This window comes from Caballeronia sp. GAFFF2, from assembly GCF_023631485.1.
Taxonomy (GTDB): Bacteria; Pseudomonadota; Gammaproteobacteria; order Burkholderiales; family Burkholderiaceae; genus Caballeronia.
This window is the reverse complement of record NZ_JALQDA010000035.1, coordinates 587501-611977: the sequence shown is the minus strand read 5'-3', so window position 1 is coordinate 611977 and position 24477 is coordinate 587501. Positions and strand designations below refer to the sequence as shown.

Sequence of the window (24477 nt, the reverse complement as noted above, 5' to 3'; positions counted from 1 at the left end):
TCGTGAATATCGACTCAGCCAAGCAAATTCTCCAAACCGATCCCTCATCAACCGACCCGACGGACTGCCCTTCAGTCCACGCAGTTTCGAACTCTGTGCGTCGCATTGTCCTCGGATGGTTGCTGGCAATAGCGCACCGCTTAACGATAGGCAAGGTGGTGCCAGCACGGAGTCGTTATGTCGCGACGGGCTGTCACTGTGTGCTCGAACATCGCTCGTCGAATCCTCCGGAGCTTGCCCGGCAGATCGCGCAATGGCTCATCGACCAAATGCGAAGCGAACTGGCAAGTGCGTGGCCCTTGCTTGACTCGCTTGAGGCAATCCGTCGATGAGCCGCAGCATCAACCGCCAGGCTAAACTCAACCCGCCAACCCATGCGCCGGCTGCTTCGGCAAGCGCACGCGAAAGATCGCGAACTTGCCTTCGCGCGGGTAAGGATTGGAGAAGTTGTTCAACTCATGCAAATGCGAATCCGCGATATACAAGTAGCCGTTTTGAATAGCAAAGCCATCAGCCCATGAAAGCTGCGGATGCTTGCCTACCAGCGTCTTCTGCACGAGCCCGGGCTTGCCATTCTTCTCGACGACATCGAAGCCCACCACGGTCCTGTTCTCCAGATCGCCACCGTAAAGCACGCCAGCCGGACTCATGATGAGACCGCCGGTCAATGCGCCGTCGCCAAGAAACTGCACCTTCTTCGATAGGGCGTCAGCAGAAAGCGACGTATCGATAAGCGCCTTGGTCGGCATTCGCCAATAGTGGTGATCCGTGAGCGGCCGGTAATAAAGCCATTCGCGATCGGGCGAAAGCGCAATGCCATCGGTCTGTAAGACGAGGACGCTGCCATCGCCCTTGCGCGCAATCTGATCGCGGAACATGAGATGCTGCTGCGGGTCCGACACGCTCGACTTGTCGCCCGCGAGCACGAGACGCGACTCGCCAGTTGCAAGGTTCGTCACTGCCACGCCGCCCTGATTTGCAGCATTGCTCAAAAACACGTAGCCGTGTTTCAGATCGACGCGAATGTCGTTGAGCGAGTCCTTCGGCGTCACCACACTGCCATAGTCGAACCGACGCACGATCTTCTTCGTAGCCAGATCGAACTCGATCAGCTTCGGTGGCTGACGTGTCTGATCGACCGATGTCAGCGACGAGTCGAGCGCCCACAGATGGTCCTGTTCATCGACCCATAGCGCTTGTACCGAGATCCACTGATGCGAACCATCTTCATCCGGTTTGAAAACATTCCAGCTTTCGTCGGGAAACGGCGTGAGCGCGCCGGTCTTCGTATCGACTTCGACCATGCTGTAGCGCGATCGCTTCGCCGAAGCCGGCGCCGTGGCGAACACACGCCCCTCCTTCGATACGCCGATTCCCACGAGACGAAAATCATCGTCGAAAGTTGCCACGGTTTCCAGACGAGGCGCGTTTTTTGCACCTGCAGCAAATGCCGTCTGCGTCGCTGCACCCACACTCATCGTGCCGAGCAAACCCGCGCCGATGGAAGCAAGCACGCGTCGCCGCATGTTCGATTGTCGTGATTCATCGTTGTGCATCAAGTCTCCTTCGCATGGCTTGGACTGTTTCCGTGGCGCGTTGAAAGCGAGTAACCCGTGTTCAACACATAAACCGATGCCGCAAGTTTGGAACCAGCCCGCAGCAGCGGTGTCGCACCAGTATTCAAGCGGTTCGCGTCGTTCGGCAATCCTGCACCATTCGAGGGACGCGCGCCGTTTCATCAATCGATACGCTCATCGAAAGGAGCCCGCATGTCACGTTTGACGATCGCTTTCGCTTTTCTTTTCACGTTGCTGACAGGATGTAGCGCCATTCGAACGCATGAAGCCCGCAACACCGACGGCGCGCTCATCGGCTCCAATGTGCTCGATTTGGTGCAGTCCGTCGGCATTCCCGACAAGACCATGAAGCTCGTGGATCGCAATAGCCCAAGCGACCGTATGGAAGTGCAGTGGAATTTTTCCAACTCCGATGCGGCGCTCGACTTGAACGCGCTCGTGCTGGATTTGAAGGTGGGTGGGGCTGGCAAGTGCAGCATGACCGCGACCGTCAATCGTTGGGGCGGTCAGGTCACGGGCGTGAACTTCCCACAAGCGCATAGCGACAGTGTCGGTTCGGATTACGGCGCATGCGAACCGCTCGTGGCTGAAGCGCTCACGCACAATCCGCACACGCCTATCGATCCGACCTGGGACGCTTTCTCGCTCGTCGGCGCAGCCAAGTAAGCGTGCCCTTCGTTTCCTTACTGCGCCTCGGCGACGATCTTGCGGATGGCCTCTTCGAACGCTTCCACGGGCTGGCCACCGCTCACGAGATATTGTCGATCGAAGATGATCGCGGGCACCGAACTGATGCCGAGTCGCTGGAACTCGCGTTCCTCGTCTCGGACCTCATTCGCATACGCACCGCTCATCAACACATCACGCGCGGCGTCGCCGTCGAGCCCGACGGCCTTGGCGGCTTCGATCAATACATTTTGATTGCTCGGGTCTTTACCATCGGAATGATACGCACGCAGGAGTTCGAGCTTGAGCGGCACTTGCTTTCCTTCGATACGCGCCCAGTGCAGCAACCGATGTGCATCGAATGTGTTGTACACCCAATCGCGCTGACCAAAGGTAAAGCCGGCGCTCGCGCCACGCTCGCGGATCATCGCTTGCGCTTCCTTTATTTGCTCGGGCGTGCGGCCGTACTTTCTGCCCAGGTAATCGACAATACGCTCGCCTTCCGGACCCATGTCCGGGTTCAGTTCGAACGGATGCAGCGTGATGGTTGCATCGACGGTATCGCCTAGGCGTTCCAGCGCGCGTTGCAATGATGAAAGACCAACGGCGCACCACGGGCACGCGATGTCGGAAACGAAGTCGATTTGCAGGGGACGAGACATGATTTTGCAGCCATGAGTTGAGTCGAGACATCAAGCCTAGCTCAAAACTCGAAGGCTGGCTAACTCCGCCCCATGCACGCCGTACTCACGAAGCGCCGGTGCGCTTCAACCGCGCGCGCGGCCTTGCCTCTCGCTCCAGATAACCCAGACATAGCGACTCGAGTTGACGCGGCAGGGCCCGCAACATGGCGCGCGGTGCTCCGCCTTCGACCATCAAGCGCGTGGGTCCAACCATCGCCGCCGCGAGCATGAAGGCAGTGGTATTGAGATCGTCGAAGATGGCGTCCGACGCTGTCGCAAGCATGGCAACGAGCGTAGCGCGGCTTCGGCGTTCCGCGCCTTGCGCAAGCTCCCGCACATCGAGTTCGGCCGCGACCGCATACAGCGCGCGCGCTTCATCTATACGTGCGGTCTTTGCTCGTACGAATGCCTCCACGACTGTAGACACCATGGTCGCCAGCGACTCGCCATGCACCGACTCCGCCGCCTGCTGGAGCACGTCGCCTACTCTGCCGAGATGCCGCTCCAGCACCGCGAACAACAACGCCTGCTTGTGCGGAAAGTATTGATACAACGTGCCGATGGACACACCGGCCCTCTCGGCCACGCGAATGGTGGTGAGCCGCTGCAAACCATCGGCCAGCAAAACCTGAATAGTGGCGTCGAAGATTGCATCGACGGTGGCCTGCGAACGCGCCTGGCGCGGCAGCTTGCGGGGCTTCAACGCGGTCTTGTTGTCGCTCGACATATGCGAATGCACAATCTGAAGGATTATTCGTATTATAGACGAGCAGTTTCGAGAATCCATTTCGCATCGACGGATGCAAGGAGCATTGCAATGACCGACGCAAACCGCGCTGGCCTCTATCAACTCGGCGAATCGTCCGTGACGCGCATGGGTTACGGCGCCATGCAACTCGCAGGGCCGCATGTGTTCGGCCCGCCCAAGGACCAAGACGAAGCCATCGCCGTGCTGCGTGAAGCGATCGACAGCGGCATCACGCATCTCGACACGAGCGACTTCTACGGCCCGCACGTGACCAATCGACTGATTCGTGAAGCGCTCTTTCCGTATCGCGACGATCTCGTGATCGTCACCAAGGTGGGGGCCAAACGCGGCGACGACGCATCGTGGAATCTCGCGCGGTCTCCCGCCGAACTCGAATCTGCCGTGCACGACAATCTGCGCAATCTCGGCCTCGACGTGCTGGACGTCGTGAACATGCGCGTCATGTTCGACATAGCCGGTCCCGCTGAAGGCGATATCGAGGAACAGGTTACGACGCTTGCGGAATTGCAGCGCAAGGGCCTCATCCGGCATATCGGCCTGAGCAACGTCACGGCGAAGCAACTCGCGCAAGGACAGAGCATCACGCCCATTGTCTGCGTGCAGAACCAGTACAACCTCGCGCATCGCGGCGACGACGCCATGATCGATCATCTTGCGCAGCAAGGCATAGCGTATGTGCCGTTTTTTCCGCTCGGCGGCTTCTCGCCCTTGCAATCCGACATCTTGAATCGCGTCGCGCAACAGGTGAGCGCCACCACCATGCAAGTAGCGCTTGCATGGCTTCTGCAACGCTCGCAAAACATCCTGCTCATTCCGGGTACGTCCTCACGCGCGCATTTGCGGCAGAACATCGAAAGTGCGGGCCTCGAATTGTCGCCGGAAGTGATCGAGGAACTGAACGGCATTGGGGCTGCCGCGAAATAAGAGCCTTACGGAGTCGGATCGGAAACACGCCGGAATACGCCGAATCGTCAATGTGAAGTAAGAGGTGCGAAAGCGCTTCGACTTCGACGCGCAACACGCGAGTGTTGTAATCCGCGTCGAGGAGAAGCCTTTGCGCCTCATCAAACAAAATCACATCGACCCCCGGAGTTCCTTCATGTTTCGTCGAGCCATCATGGTCGCAACATCGGCCGCGATCGCCGCCTTCGGCCTCTACGCCTGCGGCAGCGATCACGACAACAACGCTCAACAGAGCGCGCAAAACAAGCTCGTCACCGCCACGCCCATCAAGCACGTAGTCGTGATCTTCAACGAGAACGTCTCGTTCGATCACTACTTCGCAACCTACCCGAACGCCGCCAACCCCGCGGGCGAGCCCGCCTTCACGGCGGCCGCCGGCACGCCGACGGTCAATGGCCTCACTGGCACGCTGCTCACGGCCAACCCGAACTTCGTCAACACGCTGAACGGCGCGGCTGCCGCCAACCCGTTCCGGCTCGATCGCACGCAAGCCGCGACCGCCGACCAGAACCACGCTTACACCGCGGAACAACAAGCCTATAACAACGGTGCAGCCGATCTCTTCCCGAAATACACGGGAAAGGGTTCGAGCGGCGGCGCGGGTGCATTCGGCACGGCAGGCCAAGTCATGGGCTATTACGACGGCAACACGGTCGCCGCGTTGTGGAACTACGCGCAAAACTTCGCGATGAGCGACAACGCGTACACCGACACCTACGGCCCGTCCACGCCCGGCGCGCTCGAAGTCGTCTCCGGCCAGAACAACGGCATGCAGATCGTGAAGACGAGCAAGCCCGTGTTCAACCTGACGACGGCATCGGGCTCGTACTATGTCGCCGACGGTCAAGGCGGCTTCTCGATGATCAACGACGTCGATCCCGCCAACGACGTCTGTTCGAGCACGACGGATCAGGCGTTGATGACCTCGAAGAACATCGGCGACTTGCTCAATGCGAAGAGCATCACGTGGGGCGGCTTCATGGGCGGTTTCAATCTCGCCACCGTGAACAGCGACGGCTCGACCGGTTGCAAGCGCGCGACCTTCTCGAACGTGGTCAATGCATCCACGGCCGACTACGTTGCACATCACAACTGGTTCCAGTACTACGCGTCGACGGCGAATCCGCAGCATTTGCGTCCGAGTTCGACGGCGGCCATCGGTTCGTCGCTGGAGGCGGATGGCAAGACCGCCGAGCCCGCGAATCACGAATACGATAGCGACGACTTCTTCGCTGCGGTGAAGGCCGGCAACTACCCTTCGGTGAGCTTCATCAAGGCGCCCGCGTTCCAGGACGGTCACGCGGGTTATTCCGATCCGCTCGACGAGCAGGCTTTCACGTCGAAGATCGTGAACTTCCTGCAGCAACAACCCGACTGGAACACGACGGCCGTGATCGTTGCATGGGATGACTCGGATGGCTGGTACGACCACGCTTATGCGGTACCGACTTCATCGTCGTTCGATCCGCAAGCCGACCAGTTGAACGGTGCGGGCAAATGCGGCGCGGGCGCGGCGCCCGTCGGCGTGAACGGCGGCGCGGTGAATGGCCGCTGCGGTCCGGGCACGCGCATTCCGTTTCTCGTGATCTCGCCTTGGGCGAAGGTGAATTACGTCGATCACACGGCGATCTCGCAGGCTTCGGTGGTGCGCTTCATCGAAGACAACTGGCTTGGTTCGACGCGTCTCGGCAGCGGTTCGTTCGACGCCACGGCCGGCAGCATCATGGGCATGTTCGACTTCTCGGGCAAGGGCAACAACCCGAAGGTCTTCGTCGATCAGTCGCTCGGTTCGCCGGTCGCATCGGTGCCCGCAATCTGAAGGTGACGCATGGCGCGCGCATTCAATGCGCGCCATCGCCACTCGTATCGTGTCGCCGCTCGCCGGCGACATCGCGTTTTTCCGAACTCATCCGCACATGTCCGCTACTGTCGAACCCGCCTTCGGTCGTTCCCCTCACAAGCCGCCGCTCAGGCGTCATGCGTTACGCGGCGTTGCTGCCCTCGTGATCGCCGCAGGCGCGTTCGGTGCGTTTGCGTTGATGTATCCATCGCATGTGCCTGCGGCCGTCGGCGAGATCGTGGAAAACCTGACCGGCGCGAATCCCGCGCCGGTTGTCTTGCAGCGTCCGCCGGCCGTGCAACTGAGTGCGGTCGCGCAACTCGGCAAGAACATCTTCTTCGACAAGACGCTTTCCGCATCCGGCAAGCAGTCGTGCGCGTCATGCCATGACCCGGCCCATTCGTTCGGGCCATCCAACGATTTGTCCGTGCAGGAAGGCGGACCGCATTTGAGCTTGCAGGGTTATCGGCCGCCGCCTTCGCTCATGTATCTGTATCGGCAACCGAACTTCAGCATTGGTCCCGATGCAGGCGATGCCGACGCCCCGCCCGATCTCGCGCAACTCGCCGATCAGGCCAAAAGCACGCAACGCGCCACGAAGAACGCAGGCGTGGCGCCCGCCGCACCCGCGCTGGTTCCACAAGGCGGCCTCTTTTGGGACGGCCGCGCGGATACCTTGCAGGCACAGGCATCCGGTCCCATGCTGAACCCGGTCGAGATGGCGAACACGAGTCTCGACGAAGTGTCCGGCAAGCTCGCGCATACGGCCTACAAGGGCGAATTCGAAAGGCTCTTCGGCCCGCGCATCTTCGATACGCGCGGCCTTGCCGTGTCGGAAGCCATGTTCGCGGTGGCGCGTTATCAGGTTGAGGAACAGGCGTTTCATCCTTATACGAGCAAGTACGACTACTGGCTCGAAGGCAAGACGCGCCTCACGCAAGCGGAGTTGCACGGCCTGCACCTCTTCAACGATCCCGCCAAGGCCAATTGCGCGGGATGCCATTTGTCGAAGCCTGGCGGCGATGGCCTGCCGCCCATGTTCACGGATTATCAATACGAGTCGCTTGGCGTGCCGCGCAACGACAAGCTCGCGATCAATCACGATCCGAAGTTCTTCGACATGGGCGTATGCGGACCTTTCCGTGACGATCTGCGCGACCAGACGCAGTATTGCGGCATGTTCCTCACGCCGACGCTGCGCAACGTCGCTACGCGCCACGCGTTCTTTCACAACGGCATCTATCATTCGCTCGACGACGTGATGGCCTTCTACAACGAGCGCAATACCGCGCCGCAAAAGTTCTACTCGAAAGACGCGAAGGGCGCGGTGCGTAAGTACGACGATCTGCCGCCGCGGTATCACGCGAATATCGATGACAAGGACGCGCCGTTCGACCGCAAGTTCGGCGACAAGCCCGCGATGACGGGTGCGGATATTCGCGACATCGTCGCGTTCCTGCAGACGTTGAACGACGGCTACAAGCCCTGAGCTTTGCGATGGCTTCATCGCCTCGTGATGAAGGCGATGAAGCGCGACTCGGGCTGCCGCGTCCAGAAGTTCGCGGTTCACCTTTGCGCTGAAACCCGCGCGAGCGCTGGACACTTCGCCGTGCCTCGTCCGGTGAACGGCTTCAATGCAGCTTAGAAAACCTTCCCTTCGGTCAAATGCGTGGTCACGCCGTTCAATTCGTAGTCACCGATCACGCGTGCCTTGTGCAGCAGCGGATTGTGGCTGAAGATGGTCCGCAGATTGCGCCAGTGCCGGTCGAAGTTATGCGCCCGGGAAGTCGCCGATGCACCGCCCGCCTCGAACATCCGCTCGCCTGCAAACAGCGCGAGCTTGCTGACCACGATCTGCGTGCGCGCCGTCGCAAGCGCGCCTTCGAGCACGAGCGCCTCGGCATTCGCAACGCCATTGCGAATGGCTTGTGCGGAACGCTCCAGCTCGCGCGCGTTTTCGCGCACCAGTGCATCGATGCTGTGACTATGCGCACTCAGTTCGCCGATCACCTGCTGAATGAACGCATCCTCGCGCGCGGTGGGCGCGGTGCTGTGCATCACCGGCCGGCCATGCTTCAGCACATAACGCTTTGCATCCGCGACGATATTGCGCACGATGCCCGCCGCCACCGTCACGAGATGCAACTGACGCAATGCGCCGCCATGACGTCCCGTGAGCGTCGACTGCACGCGCGGCGTGACTTCATCGGCATGCACGAGCAGATTGTCGAACTCGAGACTGCCGCTTGCCGTCATGCGCTGGCCCATGCCGTCCCAGTCGTCGATCACGCGAAAACCCTCACGTTGCACGGGCACGATGGCAACGGCCGCATCGCCGTTTTCGTCCTGCACGTTGAGGCGCGCGTAGTCCGAGAACGCCGTGCCAGTCGAGTAATATTTGCGGCCGCTCAGTCGAAAGTGCTCCCCGTCGCGCTGCAAACGGGTCGTGATCTCGCCGGGACGCGACGTGCCCGCTTCGGTCGAAGCTCCGCCGAAGATCGCGCCATCCACCACGCGCCTGATCTGCAATTCGTTGAACGGCGTGCGGGGCGAGAGCAACAGCGCTTCGGTCTGATCGAAGTGAATACGCAGCGCATGCGCGACATTGCTTTCATGCGCGGCAAGCGTGGCGATCACATGAAACACGTCTTCGAGCGACCCGCCGAGACCGCCCCATTCCACCGGCAAGCGCAGCTTGCCAAGACCCGACTGACGAAACAATGCGAAGCCCTCGAAGGGCAACTCGCGGCGCACCTCTCGTGCGGCTGCATCTTCGCCGATCGCCTCGGCGAGCGCGGGCAGCGCATCGAGCGCGGCCTGGCGCGGGTCCTGTTGTGACATACCTTCTTCCTTGTTTGAATGGTTCTGTGTCATGCGGCTTCCGCATCGAATTGCTTCACCGGAATGGCTTCGAGCAGCGTGCGCGTATAAGCATGCCGCGGCGCTCGCCATATCTCGCGATGATGTCCACTCTCCACGATGCGTCCGCCCTGCATCACATGCACGCGGTCCGCGATATAGCGCACCACCGAAAGATCGTGCGAGATGAAGAGATACGCAAGCCCGAGATCGCGCTTGAGTTCGACCAGCAGATTGAGAATCTGCGCCTGTATGGATACGTCGAGCGCGGACACGGGTTCATCGCAGATGAGAAGCGCGGGTTCGAGAATCAGCGCACGCGCAATGCCTATGCGCTGACGCTGACCGCCCGAAAATTCATGCGGATAGCGCCCGAGCGCGGCACTGGGCAAACCGACGCGATCGAGAATGGCCGCAGCGCGTGCACGCCGTGTCTTCCCATCGCCGATGCCATTTACTTCGAGCACCGCTTCGAGTATTTCACCCACGCTACGGCGCGGATTGAGCGACGCATACGGGTCCTGGAACACCATCTGCACCTGACGGCGCAGCGGGCGCAAGGCACGTTCGGAAAGCGGCGCGAGGTCGGTGCCGCGCAGTTGGATCGCGCCGGCAGTGGACGGCACGAGCCGCATGATCGCCTTCGATAGCGTGGACTTTCCGCAACCCGATTCGCCAACGAGACCGACCGTCTCACCGCGTGCGATGTCGAACGACACGCCATCGACCGCACGCAGCAAGTCCTTGCCATGACGATGCGCGTAATGCACCGATAGATCTCGCACTGAGAGCAAGGGCACATCGTCCGCCTGTGCGGTCGGCACGATCCGATGCGGCGCAAGCGGCGTAACGTCGAAGACGGGCTTACCGTCTTCGGTGACGGTGTGCCTTATCTCCGGCAGCTTCCACTCGCGATAATGCAACTCGCCGGACAGATTCAACGACGCCCCGAGCAATCCCCGAGTATAGGCATGGCTGGGCGCGGTAAAAAGCTGCTCCACGCTCGCTTCCTCGACCTTCTCGCCCGCAAGCATCACCGCCACCCGGTCCGCATGGTTCGCGACGACGCCGAGGTCGTGCGTGATGAGCAACAACGACATCGAGAGTTCACGCCGCAGCTCCGCGAGCAATTCGAGGATGCGCGCCTGAATGGTTACATCGAGCGCGGTGGTGGGTTCATCGGCGATGAGAAGACGCGGCCTGCACGCCACCGCCATGGCGATCATCACGCGCTGACGTTGCCCGCCCGAAAGCTCATGCGGATAGTCGGACACGCGCCGCTGCGGCTCGGGAATATGCACGAGGTCGAGCAATTCGATGGCACGTCTATGTGCGGCTTCCTTCGAGAGCGCCTCATGCTGCCGCAAGGTCTCGACGATCTGCGCGCCGATCGACAGCACCGGATTGAGCGATGTCATCGGCTCCTGGAAGATCATCGATATCTGTCGGCCGCGCATCGCACGCATTTCACGTGGCGCCAGCGCAAGCAGATCGCGTCCGTCGAAACGCACGCTGCCCGTCACGCGGCCGGGCTCCGGCACGAGACGCATGAGCGAAAGCGCGGTCGCGGACTTGCCGCAGCCCGATTCGCCGACGAGCGCCAGCGTCTCGCCTTCCGCGATATCGAGGTCGATGCCGCGCACCGCGTGTTGCGCGCCGAAGCTCACGCGCAGGTCGCGCACTTCGAGTAGATTGGCCACGTCGCGCCTCGTCATGGTCGTTCGCGCATGCGCGGGTTGAGTGCGTCGTTGAGACCGTCGCCGAGCAGGTTCAATGCGAGCACGGCGAGCACGATGGCCGCGCCCGGTATCGCCGTCAGATACCACGCGGTACGCAACGAATCGCGTCCCGCGCCGATCATGCCGCCCCACGTGACGACGTTCGGGTCGCCCATGCCGAGAAACGAAAGCGACGATTCGATCAGGATGGCGCTCGCCACCATCACGGATGCAGTGACGATCACCGGCGGCAACGCGTTCGGCAGAATCTCGCCGAAGATGATGCGCGCGTTGCTGAAGCCCTGGCTGCGCGCCGCAAGCACGAAGTCCGACTGACGCAAGGCGCGGAACTCGGCACGCACGATTCGCGCGACCGTGGGCCACGAAGCAATGCCGATGGCAAGCGCAATGATCGTCACGCTGGGCCGTCCTATAGCGACGATCACGATCACGAGCAGGAACGACGGCACGGTCTGAAAGAGTTCGGTGATACGCACGAGCAGATCATCGACGAGACCGCCGAAGAAGCCGCCGATAGCGCCCACGAGCGTGCCGATCAACAAGCCGATCGCAGCCGCCGATGCGCCGATCAGTAGCGACACGCGCGTGCCGTGGGCTACGCCCGCGGCGACATCTCGGCCAAGCGAATCGGTGCCGAGGCGATACATCGGATCGGCGCCAGGCCATTCGAATGGAAGCGCAACCATGTCGAGCGGATCGCCCGGAAAGAAGTGCGGCGCGCTCAACGCAAGCACGATGAACGCCGCGAGCAACACGAGTCCCGCAAGCGCCGAAGGGTTGCGCAATAACGCGTGCCATGCGCCACGCCGCGCGCGGGCCGTGGGTGCGCCTTCACCACGGCGGGTGCCGAACAACGCGCCCGCGAGCTGACGCCGCCAGGGCGAGGCATGGGATGAAACGAGTTCGGGGGAATCGGAAGCCATGCGTCCTCGAATGAATGTCAGGCGTGTCGGGCGTGTCGGGCGTATCAGGCTATACGCGGATCGAGCCATGCCTGCAACAGATCGACCACCACGTTCGCCACGATCACGAGCAGCGACGAAAGCAGCAGCACGCCGAGCAGAACGCTGAAGTCGCGCGCCATGACGGCATCGAGCGCGAGGCGGCCAAGCCCTGGCCAACTGAACACGGTCTCGGTCACGGCCGCGCCGCCGAGCAAGGTACCGAAGTGAATGCCGACCATCGTCGTGAGCGGCATCAGCGCATTGCGCAGCACATGCCGCACGGTGACGCGCAACGGATGCAATCCTTTTGCATGCGCCGTGCGCACGAAGTCCTGCCGCTGCACTTCGAGCATGGCGGCGCGCGTGAGACGCGCATAGATCGCGACGAAGAACGTGGCGAGCGTGACCGCGGGCAACAGCACGTGCTTGCCGATATCGGCCAGATAAGCGAAGCCATGCAGGTTCGCGCCAACCGTCACGTCGCCGCCGCTCGGCAGCCAGCCGAGATGCACCGAGAACAGCACGATGGCGAGAAGCCCGATCCAGAAGCCCGGCGTCGAATAGAGCAACAACGCAAGCACGGACAGCACACGGTCCGGCCACTTGCCGGCCCAATGCGCCATGACCGCGCCGAGTACGATGCCCGCCACGATTGCAATGCCAAGTGCCGCGCCCATCAGAATGAGTGTATTGGGCAACCGCGAAAGAATTAGCTGCATGACGGGCGCGTCGTAACGCGGCGAGAAACCAAGACTGCCGTGCGCGAGATGCGAGAGATACGACCACAACTGATGGAGCACCGTCTGATCGAGACCGAACTTCGCGCGCAATGCTTGCAAGCTCTCCGTCGTGGCCGAGCCGGACTCTCCCGCGATGACATCGGCGGCATCGCCCGGCATGAGCTTCAGCAGGAAGAAGTTGAGGATCACGATGGCAAGCATCGTCGGCACGGCTTGCCAGGCCGTGCGGCGAACGATGGCGGCGAGGCGCGTGCGTCGGCTCATGTGGATGCCTTCACGCGCTCAGCCAGACATCGGCGAGATTGCCTTCCAGACCTTGTGCCGACACCGTGTGGTTATGCACGCGCTTGTTGGCGACCGTGATCATGCGCGGCGCGATGAGGTTCAGAACAGGCAAGTCGCGATTCACGATCTGCTGGAACTGCTGATAAAGCGCGACCCGTTTGCCTTCATCCGTTTCCACGGATGCCGATTCGAGCAGCGTATCGACTTCCGCATTGCTGTAGTGCGGCGCATTGGAAAACGGCACGCCCGGACGAATATTCTTCGACCAATAGAGACGCTGCACGCCCACGCTCGGATCGAACAGCGTATTCACGCCTATGCTGGTGAAGTCGAACTGGCGGTCCGCATACACGCGCTTCAGGAACGAAGGCAAGTCCTGCGAGCGCACTGTCACGTCGATCCCCACGCGCGAGAGCGCCGACTTCACATAGTCCGCCTGACGCCGATGCATATCGCCATAAGGCAGGAAGTCATGCGTGAGACTGAAACGCGGCCCGCCGTTCTTGCGCGGATAACCCGCCGCATCGAGCAGCTTCTCGGCGCTCGCCGTATCGAACGCATAGGGCGTGATCTTGGCGTCGTGATAGGGCGATGCAGGCGTGATCGGTGTCGGCGAAATATCGGCGTAACCGTATGCAATCGTGCGCTGCACTATCTGCGGATTGATGGCGTGCGCAATGGCCTGACGCACGCGCAGATCCTTCAGGATCGGATGATCGAGATTGAAGTCGATCTCCGATTGCGGCTGAAGAAAACGATACCCGCGCGTTTCCGTGGCAAGCTGCGGCAGTTGCCCAAGACGCGGCAAGTCCGTGAGCGGCACCGGATTCTCGCCGCCGAGATCGAGCGCGCCGGTTTCGAACGCAGCGGAACGCGCCGCCGCGTCGGGAATGACCTTGAACACGAGCGAATCGATATACGGCTTGCCCGCATCCCAGTAGTCCGGGTTGCGCTCATAGACGATATTCGCGCCGCGTGTCCACGACTTGAAGCGGAACGGTCCCGTGCCGACTGGTGCGTTGTTGTGCGGATTCGAGAGCGGGTCGCCCGTGGCGTAGAGATGCTTCGGGACCATCGGCGATTCGCCCGCCGACAACGCCTTCAACAGATACGGTGCGGGCTTCGACAATTCGATCACGGCGGTGCGCGCATCGGGCGTCGAGACCTTCACCACGTTGGCAAACGTGCTACGCCCGCGAGGATGGATCGACTTGAGCAAATCGATGGAAAACGCGACATCGGCCGAGCTGAACGGCTGGCCGTCGTGCCACTTGACGTTCTCGCGCAGCGTGAACGTGTACTTGAGACCGTCCGGGCTTACGTTCCATGCGGTCGCCAATTGCGCTTTCGGTTTCAGATCGAAGTCGTAGGCGAGCAAGCCTTCCAGCACTTTCGAACTGGCGACGAGCGCGGGCCCCGTCGTCTGAAAGATGGATACGAGCACGGGCGGCTCGGGATTGATCAGCATGTTGAGCGTGCCGCCGCGCTTCGGACTTCCGGCGTCGCCCTGAGCGAACGCCAGTGAGGACAGGCTTGCGGACGCGAGCGCCGCGCCCGATGAAATAAGAAATCCCCGTCGATCGATGCCTGCCATGTATTGCCGTTCCTTTGTTTCGTCTGTCGTCGATGATCTTGGCGGCGTTGCTGGGCTGCTGCCGCAGCGCACACGTTAAAACGCCGTCACGCGGACGCGAACGAATCGATTTGCATATGCAAAAGCACGAACGGGTGGAAAGCTTATGACGGGATTGGGAGTGCAAGGACGACTTCGCCTAATCGTCAGACATGAATCCATGGCATTGATGCGATGAATTTCGTCGCATCTGAAGATTGTTTCGGGTTCCGATCTAATTCCATGCAAGCGATGACGCCGAGGCATCGCCCTTCGGTTTCCTTTCATATTCCCCTCTCAGGGATTTCAACGCCAACCGGCTTTTACCGTCTCGCTCGGGTCATCGTGTGGTGAAGCGAACAGATCGAAAAAGATTAGGGATACGACATTCTTCCAATCACCTAATGTCCTCTTGCAGCGAGCCAACCGTGTTCGTCCATGCAAGGAGCGGATCATGAAATCCCTCGTTCGTCGTTTCAAAAGCGCTCTGCCGATCGTGCTTCTCGCTTGTGCATTCGCGCCCGCTATGAGCTTCGCGCAGAGCACGTCGAGCACGCTGACCACACGTTCGTTCGACGATCTCAGCGACGACTCCGACACCACGGCGGACAACACAGCGGTCGCAACGCCGGGCGGGCTTGCTTCGATACTTGCGCGGCTTCAGTGCTTGCAAGGGCTGAATCCATCGGGTAATTCGGCCTCGGTCGCGCTGTCGGTGCAAAAGGGCAGCTACCGCATCTACAACCCCTCCACCAACGCCTTCGATACCGTGTCGATGCGTTCGTACAATGGCTGCCCATCCGGGCCGACCATCAGCATCAAGCCGGGCGCCACGCTCAGGCTAAAGCTCAACAACAGGTTGCAGGTGAACGATCCCGTGGACGACTGCCCGGACAATCCGGATCACTCCACGCCGCATTGCTTCAATCACACGAACATTCATACGCACGGTCTGCATGTCTCGCCTTCCGGCAAGTCGGACAACGTGCTGCTGACGGTGCTGCCTCAGCAGTCGCAGCAATACGTCTACAACATTCCGTCGACGCATCCCTCCGGCACGTTCTGGTATCACGCGCATCTGCACGGCTCGACTGCCATCGATGTCGCGAGCGGCATGGCCGGCGTGCTGATCGTGCGCGGTTCACGTCAGGCGCGCCGTGGCGTCGTCGATGGCAGCGCCGATATCGACACCATCCTGCATCGCCGCTTCCTGCTGTTGCCCTTGCCGATGCGCGAACACGTCATGCTGTTTCAGCAGATCGAATACGGCTGCTTCAGCGACGCGCAATCCACCGTGCCATTGGCCGACCCGACCACTTTCGAATGGATCTGCCCATCTGGAAAGATCGGCGAAATTCGCGGCTATACGAACCAGCTTTCCTTCGTTCAGGACCCGCGGCCCGGTCACACGGGGCAGTTCAATTCGACGTGGCAAATATCCGGCCGTTATACGCAGATCAACGGCGTGGTTCAGCCAGTCTTTCCGAGCGCCACGACCTTCGTACCCGCAGGCGAAGTGCGCCGTCTTCGCATGGTGCATGGCGGCAATCGCGACACCATCAATGTGAAGATCGTGCGTGCAAATCTCTCGGCCGTTGGCGTGGCGGATTCGCAGTCCTTGAGCGCGGCGCAGGTCAACACGGCGACGAGCGCGGCAGCCTCGGCGCTCGCGAAGGACAACACCAAGACGTCGCAGACCCTGACGCTCGATCAACTCTGCAGCGGTGAAACCGTCAAGCAACTCGAGTTCGCCGAAGACGGCATCACCATGAACGCGATGGTCGAAAAGGACGTCAATTCGATGAACCCCGGCTACCGCAGCGACGTGCTCGTTGCCTTTCCATCGCCGGGCGTGTATTGCATACTCGACGAAGCCGCCTCGGCTTCCGCGACCATCAACTTCAGAACCAATTCATCGAAGGCGAAGGACCGGCGTCTGTTGTCGCTCGCGCGTGTCGGTCCCGGCGTCAACATTCCGAACACCACGGTCGGCAATCACTCGCGCTACTGGCAATACATTCGCAATCAACTGGTCGCGGCCAATCCCACGCTCGCGGAACCCGCGAAGACGGATCTCGCATCGCTTACGTTGCGAGCGTTCGCGCCCAGTGTGCCGGTGGATGGCAAGGTGGTCAACGTCGTGCCTGCTGTGTTCGACATCAAGCCGCCCGCATTCACCATCAACGGCAAGAGCTACGATCCGAGCGTCACTGCTTACACCGGCGTGCTCGGCAACATCGATCAATGGAACGTCTCTGCCACGGCCTTCGCCACACACGTGTTTCACATTCACACGAATCCGTTCAGGATCATCGACATCAAGAACGCAGCCGGCAACTCCATTTTCAATGGCTCGGGGGGTTGCACCGACGAAGAGCTTCAAACCGGCGACACGGAGTACTGCAACCTGCAAGGCGTGGAGCGCGATACGCTTTTCATCAAGGCCGGGTATCAGCTTTCCATGCGCACGATCTATCAGGACTTCACGGGCGAATTCGTCATGCATTGCCATATCCTCGATCACGAAGATCGCGGCATGATGGAGAACGTCAGTATCGTCTCGCCGATGACAGCCTATCTGCAACGCGTGACCGCGCCGTTCGCTACTGCATCGGCAAACGCGGGCAAGTGGCTCGCGCGTCTGCGCGGCGAGGATGAAACGCAAGTCGCGCTGGCAGCCTCGCTGTGTTCGGCGAAAGACTATGCCAGGCGTTGAGATGCTTTTGTAAGTTATCCGGGTCGGGACGTTTTGATGTTTAATGAAGACATCGAATGCGTGCACACCCGGAGAATCATCTTGGCTCAGTCGAAGTTTCAGGCCGTCTACATGCGCGGCGGCACCAGCAAAGGCGTATTTTTTCGCGACGACTGGCTACCCGCCGACGCTGCCGTGCGCGACGCCGTCCTGCTACGCGTGATCGGCAGCCCCGACCCTTATGGCCAGCATATCGACGGCTTGGGCGGCGCGACCTCCAGCACGAGCAAGGTCGTGATCATCGGTCCTTCCTCGCGTGAAGATTGCGACGTGGACTATCGCTTCGGTCAGGTCGCCATCGACCGGCCGGTGGTCGACTGGTCCGGCAATTGCGGCAACTTGACTGCGGCGGTCGGTCCGTTCGCCATCGCGCAGGGTCTCGTCGATGCCCCGCGTAACGGCACGGCCACCGTGCGCATCTGGCAGGCGAATATCGGCGCGAAGATCATCGCGCATGTGCCGATAAAAGACGGCGAAGTGGTCGAAGAAGGCGACTTCGAACTCGACGGCGTGACCTTCCCCGCAGCCGAGATCAAGATCGAATTTCTCGAACCGGCCGGCGATGCAAACGAGACCATGTTCCCGACCGGCAACGCTATGGACGTGCTCGACGTGCCCGGCGTCGGCTCGGTCGAAATGACCATGATCAACGCGGGAAACCCGGCCATTTTCGTGGATGCGGCATCGCTCGACTTGAAAGGCAGTGAACTGCAGCGCGACGTGAACAGCGACAGCGCCTTGCTGCAACGAGCCGAAGCCATTCGCGCTCACGCCGCGGTGCGCATGGGTCTCGCCGCGTCAGCCGACGAAGCCACGCAATCGCGCCCGCATACCCCGAAGCTCGCCTTCGTCGCGAAGCCCGCGAGCTACGTTGCATCGAGCGGCAAGCATGTCGATGCGAGCGCGCTCGACATCAACGCGCGCATCTTTTCCATGGGCAAGCTGCATCACGCGATGACGGGCACGGGCGCCGTGGCTATCGCCGTCGCGGCGGCCATTCCGGGGACGGTCGTCAACCGGCTCGTCGCGAATGCGCACGCACCGGTGCGCTTCGGGCATCCTTCCGGCAGTCTCGAAGTGGGCGCGAAAGCCGAGCAACGCGACGGAAGCTGGACCGTGACAAAAGCCATCATGAGCCGCAGCGCGCGGCGTCTGATGGAAGGTTTCGTCTTCGTGCCGTCGTCGGTCACGACGAAGTAAGCTGGACGTGGCGTAACTTTTGATGCACCCTCGCACAGGTCATCGCCCGTGCCTCGCCTTTCATGAACGCCTCTTTCGAATCTTCCACGCGCGACGCGTCTCACGTCGGCGTCTATGTTCATCCCGCCGATGCAAACGCCGGCCAATGGACCGTCAGTCACGCGGACCGGCCGCATCTGTATCGCATCCTGCATCGTCTGAATGCGGGCGAAGTCCGTGTCGATACAGTGGTCGACCTCGACAATCTCGAAGCCAAGCTGCAAAAGTGGCGGCGTGAAGGCTTCGTGAAGCATCGGGAAGATCAGGCGTCGTCTCCAAACCGTCATGCGTTCATGCAGGACTTGAAGCGCGCGGCCGTTGCAAGCGTGGGCGTCGTGAGCATGGTGGGCAGCACGGTCATCGACTCCGTGCCCATGCCGACGGGTGCGGGCGGACCCTTCGTTCCCGCACGGAACCCGGCCTATCTCTTCGCGGCACGCTCACGCGACATCCTCTTGGACATCGTCGAGAACCGGCGCCTCTTGCTGATCGGACATACGGGAACGGGCAAGACGAGCCTCATCGAACAAGTCGCCGCGCATACGAATCAGGGCGTGCTGCGCTCGAACATGAACGGCCAGACGACAGTCGGCGACTTCGTCGGCTTCTGGACCGTCAAGGGCGGCGAGACCATCTGGATCGACGGCGTATTGCCCACCGCCATGCGCGAAGGTCTCTGGCTGATCGTCGACGAAGTGGACTTCGCCGAACCCGCGATACTCGCCGTCCTCACCGCCGTGCTGGAACCCGGCGGACGTCTCCTGCTCAAGGAGAAGGGCAACGAGATCGTGACGCCGCATCCCTCGTTTAGATTGTTCGCGACAGCCAATGCAGTCGGCGCGATGAGTCAATATCGGCACTTGTATCAGGGCGCCAACGTGATGAACGAGGCGTTCCTCGACCGCTGGCGCGTGTATCAATTCGACTACCTTTCTCCCGCCGATGAAGCCGAGGTGCTCGTGCGTACCTTCGGCGAAGGCGTGAGCGCATCCATGGCGACGACGCTTGCCTCTATCGCGGCGGACTGTCGCGCTGCCTTCGCGCGCGAAGATCTGTCGAGCGCGTTTTCCACGCGCAGGCTGCTCGACTGGACCGCGCTCATGCTGAGAAGCGGCGACCCGGAAGCCGCCGCGGGTCCGACGATCTACGCCAAGGTCAGCGCCGAGGACGCCGCGTTGATCCGCGATATCGTGCAGCATTACATCGCGAGATGAACGCATCGACGCCGATGGATGACGACAATCTCGCGAAGCTCGCGCGCACGCTGGCTCGTCGTGACGATCTGGAAATCGGCTTCTCACCGGACGGGCCCGTCGTGCGCGGCAAGCTGCTTTTGCTGCCGGATACGCTCGACCCGACGACGCAAAACGACACGGTTAAGGGCTATCTCGACTTGCTCGTCGCGCGGCATTGTCATTGCGATTCAGACGCACTCGACAAGACGGCAGCAGGTGCACGCGGTATCGCTCGCGCACTCGACGACAGACGCGCATGCGCCCTTCTGCTCGATGCTTACCCCGGTGCCGAAGCGTTATTGCGTTCGTACCGCGAGCATCGGCAGGAACTCGTGCTTGGCGGCTGGCAGAAGCTCGGTTGGCGCGAGCAACTTGCTTGGCGCGTCGAACGCGCGCTCTGGAACGAGCAAGCGACGGCCGTGGAGGACACGCCATCGTTGGGCACGGCGCTTCATGTGATGGAAGATATCCTGCGCGAAGGGCGCGCGAGCGTATCGACGGAACAAAGCGTGCGTCTTGCAATGCGCGCGCTCGAACGCATTGCAGCGCTATCGGCGGGCGACATCAACAACATGATGTTCACCGTGGACCACGAGTCGGCATCCGAGCCCGAATACGACGCAACCAGCGAAGAGTCGACGCCCGCGCATTCCAGCGCGGCGCCACTCGACGATTCCTCGCCCGATTCTCAAGGCGATGCCATCGCGCCCGAAAGCAATGCATCGCCGATCGAACGACCGACACGCTCCGTTCCCCTCACCACGGAATTCGATCGCGTGACCGATCTCACCGGCATGGGCGACCCCACCGCATGGCGCAAGCTGCGCACGCTGGCGCGCGCACAAACAGGGCCGTTGAAGGCACGTCTTGAACGCGCATTGAAGGCCGACGAACAAACGCACTGGCAGCGCGAACAGGAACGCGGCGAACTCGACCGGCCGTCGCTCGTGCGTCTTGCAACATCGCCTGGCTATCGCACGCCGTTTCGTGCGGCACGCGCGCGTCCCGGCCGCGATGCCGCCGTCACGCTGCTGATCGATCGAAGCGGCTCCATGGCTGGACGCAAGATCGAACTTGCAAGGCTATGCGCGACCGCGCTGTGCGACGCGCTCGAACAACTCGGCTTCGCGTGCGAAGTGCTGGGCTATAGCTCGATAGAAGACGCGGACATGCGCGCTTATTACGAGCGCTGGCTCTCTAGTGGACACACGCCGCCCGAAGGCTTCAATCGCTTTGTCGAAAGACTCGATTTGCAAGTCTATAAGCGCTTCGATTCGGCCAATCTCAGCGGGCTTGCGCGCATAACATGCGGCCACGAAAATCCCGATGGCGAAGCGCTGACCTGGGCCGCCGAACGATTGCTCGCGAGACGTGCGCGCCGTCGCATACTGATGGTTTTGTCGGACGGTTATCCGGCGACGGGAGAAGGTCATCCCGCGCTTTTGCGTAGCGATCTGCGCGAGCGTGTGCGCGAAGTGCTCGCGCGTAAGGTGGAACTCATCGGTATCGGCATACTCGATGACGCGGTCGAAGAGTTCTATCCCGTATGCAGCGTCGTGGAAGAGCTTCAGCAGTTGCCCGCGGCGGCCTTCGAAGTGCTGGGGCAGACACTGCTCGGGCATCGGGAATGGATGCTGGAACACATCTAAACGCGCTTCATCGCCATATAGCGGCCGGGCGTCGTGCCGAAGGTGCGGCGAAACACATCGATGAATGCGCTGATGTTTTCATAGCCGAGTTCCAGCGCGATGGTCGTCACCGGCGCGCCATCCGCCACGCGTTCCAGCGAACGCAACATGCGTGCTTGCTGACGCCACTGCGCGAAGGTCAACCCCGTATCCGCGATGAAGCGACGGCTCAACGTCCGAGCCGACACGCCTGCCCACGCGGCCCATTCTTCCAGACGGCGATTGTCCGCGAGATCGCGGCCGAGCGCATCCGTTATCTTGACGAGCGCGGCATCGGCGGGACGCGGCAGATGAAGCGGCTCTTCGTGCGCAGCCGCGAGTTCGTCGATGATGACATCCGCGATACGCGCCTGCGATGCATCGAGCGGTTCGCCCGGCCATGTCGCCGCGCGATGCACGGCCTCGCGCATGAGCGCGCTTGCGCGGATGGCTCGCGGTTCCTTCGGCAAGGCCTCGCAGCGCGCTTCGGCAATGAACACGCTCCATCCCGCGAACGGCCCGAAAGACCGCACCGAATGCGCGCGATGCGGCGGAATCCAGATCGCATGAATGGCGGGCACGACCCAGCGGTGAGATTCGAGACCTATCGAAATGAGGCCGCTCAACGCGCCCATCAACTGTCCGCGCGCGTGACTGTGCAGGGACATTTCGCGCGGCGCGGCTTGCGTGAGTTCGGCGGCAGCGAGAAAAGGCCCGCCTGGCGAAGTGACGAGGTCGGGGCGAATGAGCGGTGTAGTCATGGCCGGTTTGCCGTATCGATTGGCTTTTATACCGGAGATTGGCCGCGCTCGCATGGCTAGACTGGATGTATTCGTCACGGAGGCACTATGAAAGCCGCAATTGTCAACGCAGCAGGACAACAACCGTTCTACGGCGACTTCGCCGAACCCGTCGCAACGCCGGAACACCACATCGTTCAGGTCAGTGCCGCCGCGCTCAGTCAGCTCGCCCGCGCCAAGGCGTCGGGACAGCATTACTCGTCGGGCAAGGTGTATCCGTTCGTCGCGGGCGTGGACGGCGTCGGGCGTCTGGATGACGGCACGCGCGTCTACTTTTTCAATCCGTCTGCGCCCTTCGGCGCGATGGCGGAACGCACGCTCGTGCCGCAATTACGTAGCGCGCCGCTGCCCAATGCAATCGACGATGTGACCGCCGCTGCCATCGCCATTCCCGGCATGTCGTCGTGGGCCGCGCTTACCGAGCGTGCACGCTTCGTCGCGGGCGAGACCGTGTGGATCAACGGTGCGACGGGCACGTCCGGACAACTCGCGGTGCAGATAGCGAAGCATCTCGGTGCGGGCAAGATCATCGCGACAGGGCGCAACGCGGCGGTGCTCGACGCGCTGTGCGAAGCCGGCGCCGATGTCACGATCGCCCTTGATGAAAACGAGGATGCGATGTCGCGTGCTTTCGAAGCGCAGTTCGCGGAAGGCGTCGATATCGTGCTCGACTATCTCTGGGGTCCTGGTGCGCGTGCCTTGTTGATCGCCGCCGCGAAAGCGTTGGACGATGGCCGTGTCTTGCGCTTCGTGCAGATCGGCTCGATTGGCGGCGCCGAGATCGGCTTGCCGGGCGCCGTGTTGCGCTCCACTGCAATCACGTTGATGGGCAGCGGGATCGGCAGCGTTGCACTGCCGCGCTTGCTCGAATGCGTGAAGGCGGTACTGAACGCGGCTGCATCGGGAGCATTACGTGTCGATGCAAAAGCGGTGCCGCTCTCGCAGTTGAGCGAGCACTGGGACGGCAACGACAGCAAACAGCGCACGGTGTTCGTCATGCGTTGAAGTTTAAAGTCCCGGCGCACCGCTCTCAGCGCAAGTCCGCGCGAAGGTCTCGCACACCGCGTCCCAGGCGTTGACGCAAGAGCGTGCGCAGGGTTGCGCCATCGACATAACCGACTTCGGCCGCGATAGCTTCGAGGTCGAGACCGCTGCCATGCAAAAGCGCCTGCGCGCGTTCCACCCGCAGATCCTGAAAGTACGCGAGCGGAGACTTGCCGAGCACGTCCTGACACCGGCGTTGCAGCGAACGCGTGCTCGTCGCGAGCGCGCTGGCGGCCTCCTGAAGCGAGAAGCCTGACTTGAGGTGCTCTCGCGACCATCGCTCGAAACGCAGAATGAGCGGATCGGCTTGCGCCAGATGATTGGGGATCATGTAAGGTGCTTGGGAGGAGCGAAGGTCCGCAAGCAGATAACGCGACACCAGATTCGAGAGTTCCGGGCTTGCCTTGCGGATCAGCCACAACGCCAGATCGAGATGTCCCAGTGCCGCGCCGGCCGTCACGCCCACATCGGTCGGCACGAGCATGCGCGATTCGTCGAGCAGCACATGCGGATAGCGCTGCCGGAAAAACGGACCGAGCCACCAGGTCGTCGTCGCTTCGCGATGATCGAGCAGCCCGGTTTCCGCCAGCAGGAACGTGCCGATGCACGACGCTGCGATAAGCGCGCCCTCGTCGTGCCATTGCAGCAGTTGCGCTCTGGCCTTTCTCACATCCGGACGTTCGAGCGCGGGAACGAGCAACTCGGGCGTGCCGGTGCTCAATGCCGGCACGATTACCCAGTCGGGCTTCAGGTCGGCTGCAACCGGCCGAACCGGAATGCCGAATCCCTGCGCCGAGCAGACCTTCTTGCGCACGCCGACCAGCGAAACATCGAACCGAGGCGCACCGCCCGTGGCCTGAGCGGAGAACTTGTTGGCGAGCGTGAACGCATCGAGCAGGACCGTGAGCCCGGTATCGAACAGGCCTTCCAAAGCGACGATTGAAATTCGCATGGCGTAAATGCCCTCAAAGTTGGCATTTGCGACGATACCGGTTTTTGCGCCCTAAGACTACAGTGAGCTCCGTTGTACATCGCAACGCAGTCAAGGAAGGAGTTCACC

General features: G+C 61.6%; 19 protein-coding genes. 9 read left to right on the top strand and 10 right to left on the bottom strand.

Annotation, left to right across the window (positions count from 1 at the left end; genetic code table 11):
- Positions 1-359 precede the first annotated feature (359 nt).
- On the bottom strand, positions 360-1556 hold the full coding sequence (locus NCT04_RS28890) for an L-dopachrome tautomerase-related protein (RefSeq protein WP_250469257.1): 1197 nt from the start codon (positions 1554-1556) through the stop codon (positions 360-362).
- Positions 1557-1769: 213 nt separating this feature from the next.
- On the opposite strand from NCT04_RS28890, the gene NCT04_RS28885 reads away from it, so the two are divergent.
- Positions 1770-2243 carry a hypothetical protein gene (locus NCT04_RS28885; protein ID WP_244830887.1) on the top strand — a complete coding sequence of 158 codons (474 nt, stop codon included), beginning with the start codon at positions 1770-1772 and terminating at the stop codon, positions 2241-2243.
- Positions 2244-2260: 17 nt separating this feature from the next.
- Here NCT04_RS28885 and NCT04_RS28880 read toward each other — a convergent pair whose 3' ends face one another.
- Both NCT04_RS28880 and NCT04_RS28875 read right to left on the bottom strand, forming a co-directional pair.
- The gene (locus tag NCT04_RS28880; RefSeq protein WP_250469256.1) at positions 2261-2905 is read right to left on the bottom strand and encodes a DsbA family oxidoreductase; all 645 of its coding nucleotides are present in this window, start codon (positions 2903-2905) and stop codon (positions 2261-2263) included.
- A gap of 85 nt (positions 2906-2990) precedes the next feature.
- Positions 2991-3653 (bottom strand): TetR/AcrR family transcriptional regulator, encoded by a 663-nt coding sequence (locus tag NCT04_RS28875; protein ID WP_250469255.1) that lies wholly within the window; start codon positions 3651-3653, stop codon positions 2991-2993.
- Positions 3654-3743: 90 nt separating this feature from the next.
- On the opposite strand from NCT04_RS28875, the gene NCT04_RS28870 reads away from it, so the two are divergent.
- The 3 genes from NCT04_RS28870 (at position 3744) to NCT04_RS28860 (ending at position 7987) form a co-directional block, all read left to right on the top strand.
- On the top strand, positions 3744-4619 hold the full coding sequence (locus tag NCT04_RS28870) for an aldo/keto reductase family oxidoreductase (RefSeq protein WP_250469254.1): 876 nt from the start codon (positions 3744-3746) through the stop codon (positions 4617-4619).
- Positions 4620-4794: 175 nt separating this feature from the next.
- The gene (locus NCT04_RS28865; protein WP_250469251.1) at positions 4795-6477 is read left to right on the top strand and encodes a phospholipase C; all 1683 of its coding nucleotides are present in this window, start codon (positions 4795-4797) and stop codon (positions 6475-6477) included.
- A gap of 97 nt (positions 6478-6574) precedes the next feature.
- Complete coding sequence (locus NCT04_RS28860) at positions 6575-7987, top strand: cytochrome-c peroxidase (RefSeq protein WP_502800710.1); 1413 nt, start codon at positions 6575-6577, stop codon at positions 7985-7987.
- A 152-nt stretch (positions 7988-8139) separates the two neighbouring features.
- On the opposite strand, the gene NCT04_RS28855 is transcribed toward NCT04_RS28860, so the two are convergent.
- Genes NCT04_RS28855 through NCT04_RS28835 form a run of 5 tightly spaced genes read right to left on the bottom strand, consistent with a single transcriptional unit; the run spans position 8140 to position 14659 of the window.
- Entirely contained in the window at positions 8140-9339 is a 1200-nt protein-coding gene (locus NCT04_RS28855; protein ID WP_250469250.1) for an acyl-CoA dehydrogenase family protein, read from the bottom strand.
- A gap of 29 nt (positions 9340-9368) precedes the next feature.
- Positions 9369-11057, bottom strand: a complete 1689-nt coding sequence (locus NCT04_RS28850) for an ABC transporter ATP-binding protein (protein ID WP_250469248.1) — start codon at positions 11055-11057, stop codon at positions 9369-9371.
- An 11-nt stretch (positions 11058-11068) separates the two neighbouring features.
- Positions 11069-12019: an ABC transporter permease gene (locus tag NCT04_RS28845; RefSeq protein WP_250469247.1), complete on the bottom strand. Its 951-nt coding sequence runs from the start codon at positions 12017-12019 to the stop codon at positions 11069-11071.
- Between the two features lie 44 nt (positions 12020-12063).
- On the bottom strand, positions 12064-13044 hold the full coding sequence (locus tag NCT04_RS28840; RefSeq protein ID WP_244830895.1) for an ABC transporter permease: 981 nt from the start codon (positions 13042-13044) through the stop codon (positions 12064-12066).
- Between the two features lie 10 nt (positions 13045-13054).
- On the bottom strand, positions 13055-14659 hold the full coding sequence (locus NCT04_RS28835) for an ABC transporter substrate-binding protein (protein WP_244830896.1): 1605 nt from the start codon (positions 14657-14659) through the stop codon (positions 13055-13057).
- 472 nt (positions 14660-15131) lie between these two features.
- Between NCT04_RS28835 and NCT04_RS28830 the strand changes: the two genes are divergently transcribed.
- The 4 genes from NCT04_RS28830 to NCT04_RS28815 all read left to right on the top strand — a co-directional run bounded on the left by NCT04_RS28830 (position 15132) and on the right by NCT04_RS28815 (position 21555).
- Entirely contained in the window at positions 15132-17393 is a 2262-nt protein-coding gene (locus NCT04_RS28830; RefSeq protein WP_250469246.1) for a multicopper oxidase family protein, read from the top strand.
- A 36-nt stretch (positions 17394-17429) separates the two neighbouring features.
- Entirely contained in the window at positions 17430-18632 is a 1203-nt protein-coding gene (gene prpF, locus NCT04_RS28825) for a 2-methylaconitate cis-trans isomerase PrpF (protein WP_502800705.1), read from the top strand.
- Between the two features lie 62 nt (positions 18633-18694).
- Positions 18695-19885 carry an AAA family ATPase gene (locus NCT04_RS28820; protein ID WP_250469244.1) on the top strand — a complete coding sequence of 397 codons (1191 nt, stop codon included), beginning with the start codon at positions 18695-18697 and terminating at the stop codon, positions 19883-19885.
- A complete protein-coding gene (locus tag NCT04_RS28815) occupies positions 19882-21555 on the top strand; it encodes a cobaltochelatase CobT-related protein (protein WP_250469242.1) in 1674 nt (557 codons plus the stop codon). The genes NCT04_RS28820 and NCT04_RS28815 overlap by 4 nt, the downstream gene beginning before the upstream one ends.
- On the opposite strand, the gene NCT04_RS28810 is transcribed toward NCT04_RS28815, so the two are convergent.
- Positions 21552-22334 carry an AraC family transcriptional regulator gene (locus NCT04_RS28810; protein WP_250469240.1) on the bottom strand — a complete coding sequence of 261 codons (783 nt, stop codon included), beginning with the start codon at positions 22332-22334 and terminating at the stop codon, positions 21552-21554. The two genes, NCT04_RS28815 and NCT04_RS28810, sit on opposite strands and share 4 nt — an antisense overlap.
- An 87-nt stretch (positions 22335-22421) precedes the next feature.
- On the opposite strand from NCT04_RS28810, the gene NCT04_RS28805 reads away from it, so the two are divergent.
- Positions 22422-23378, top strand: a complete 957-nt coding sequence (locus NCT04_RS28805) for a quinone oxidoreductase family protein (protein WP_250469239.1) — start codon at positions 22422-22424, stop codon at positions 23376-23378.
- Between the two features lie 25 nt (positions 23379-23403).
- Here the strand turns inward: NCT04_RS28805 and NCT04_RS28800 are convergent, their stop codons facing one another.
- On the bottom strand, positions 23404-24369 hold the full coding sequence (locus NCT04_RS28800) for a GlxA family transcriptional regulator (RefSeq protein WP_250469238.1): 966 nt from the start codon (positions 24367-24369) through the stop codon (positions 23404-23406).
- Positions 24370-24477 lie beyond the last annotated feature (108 nt).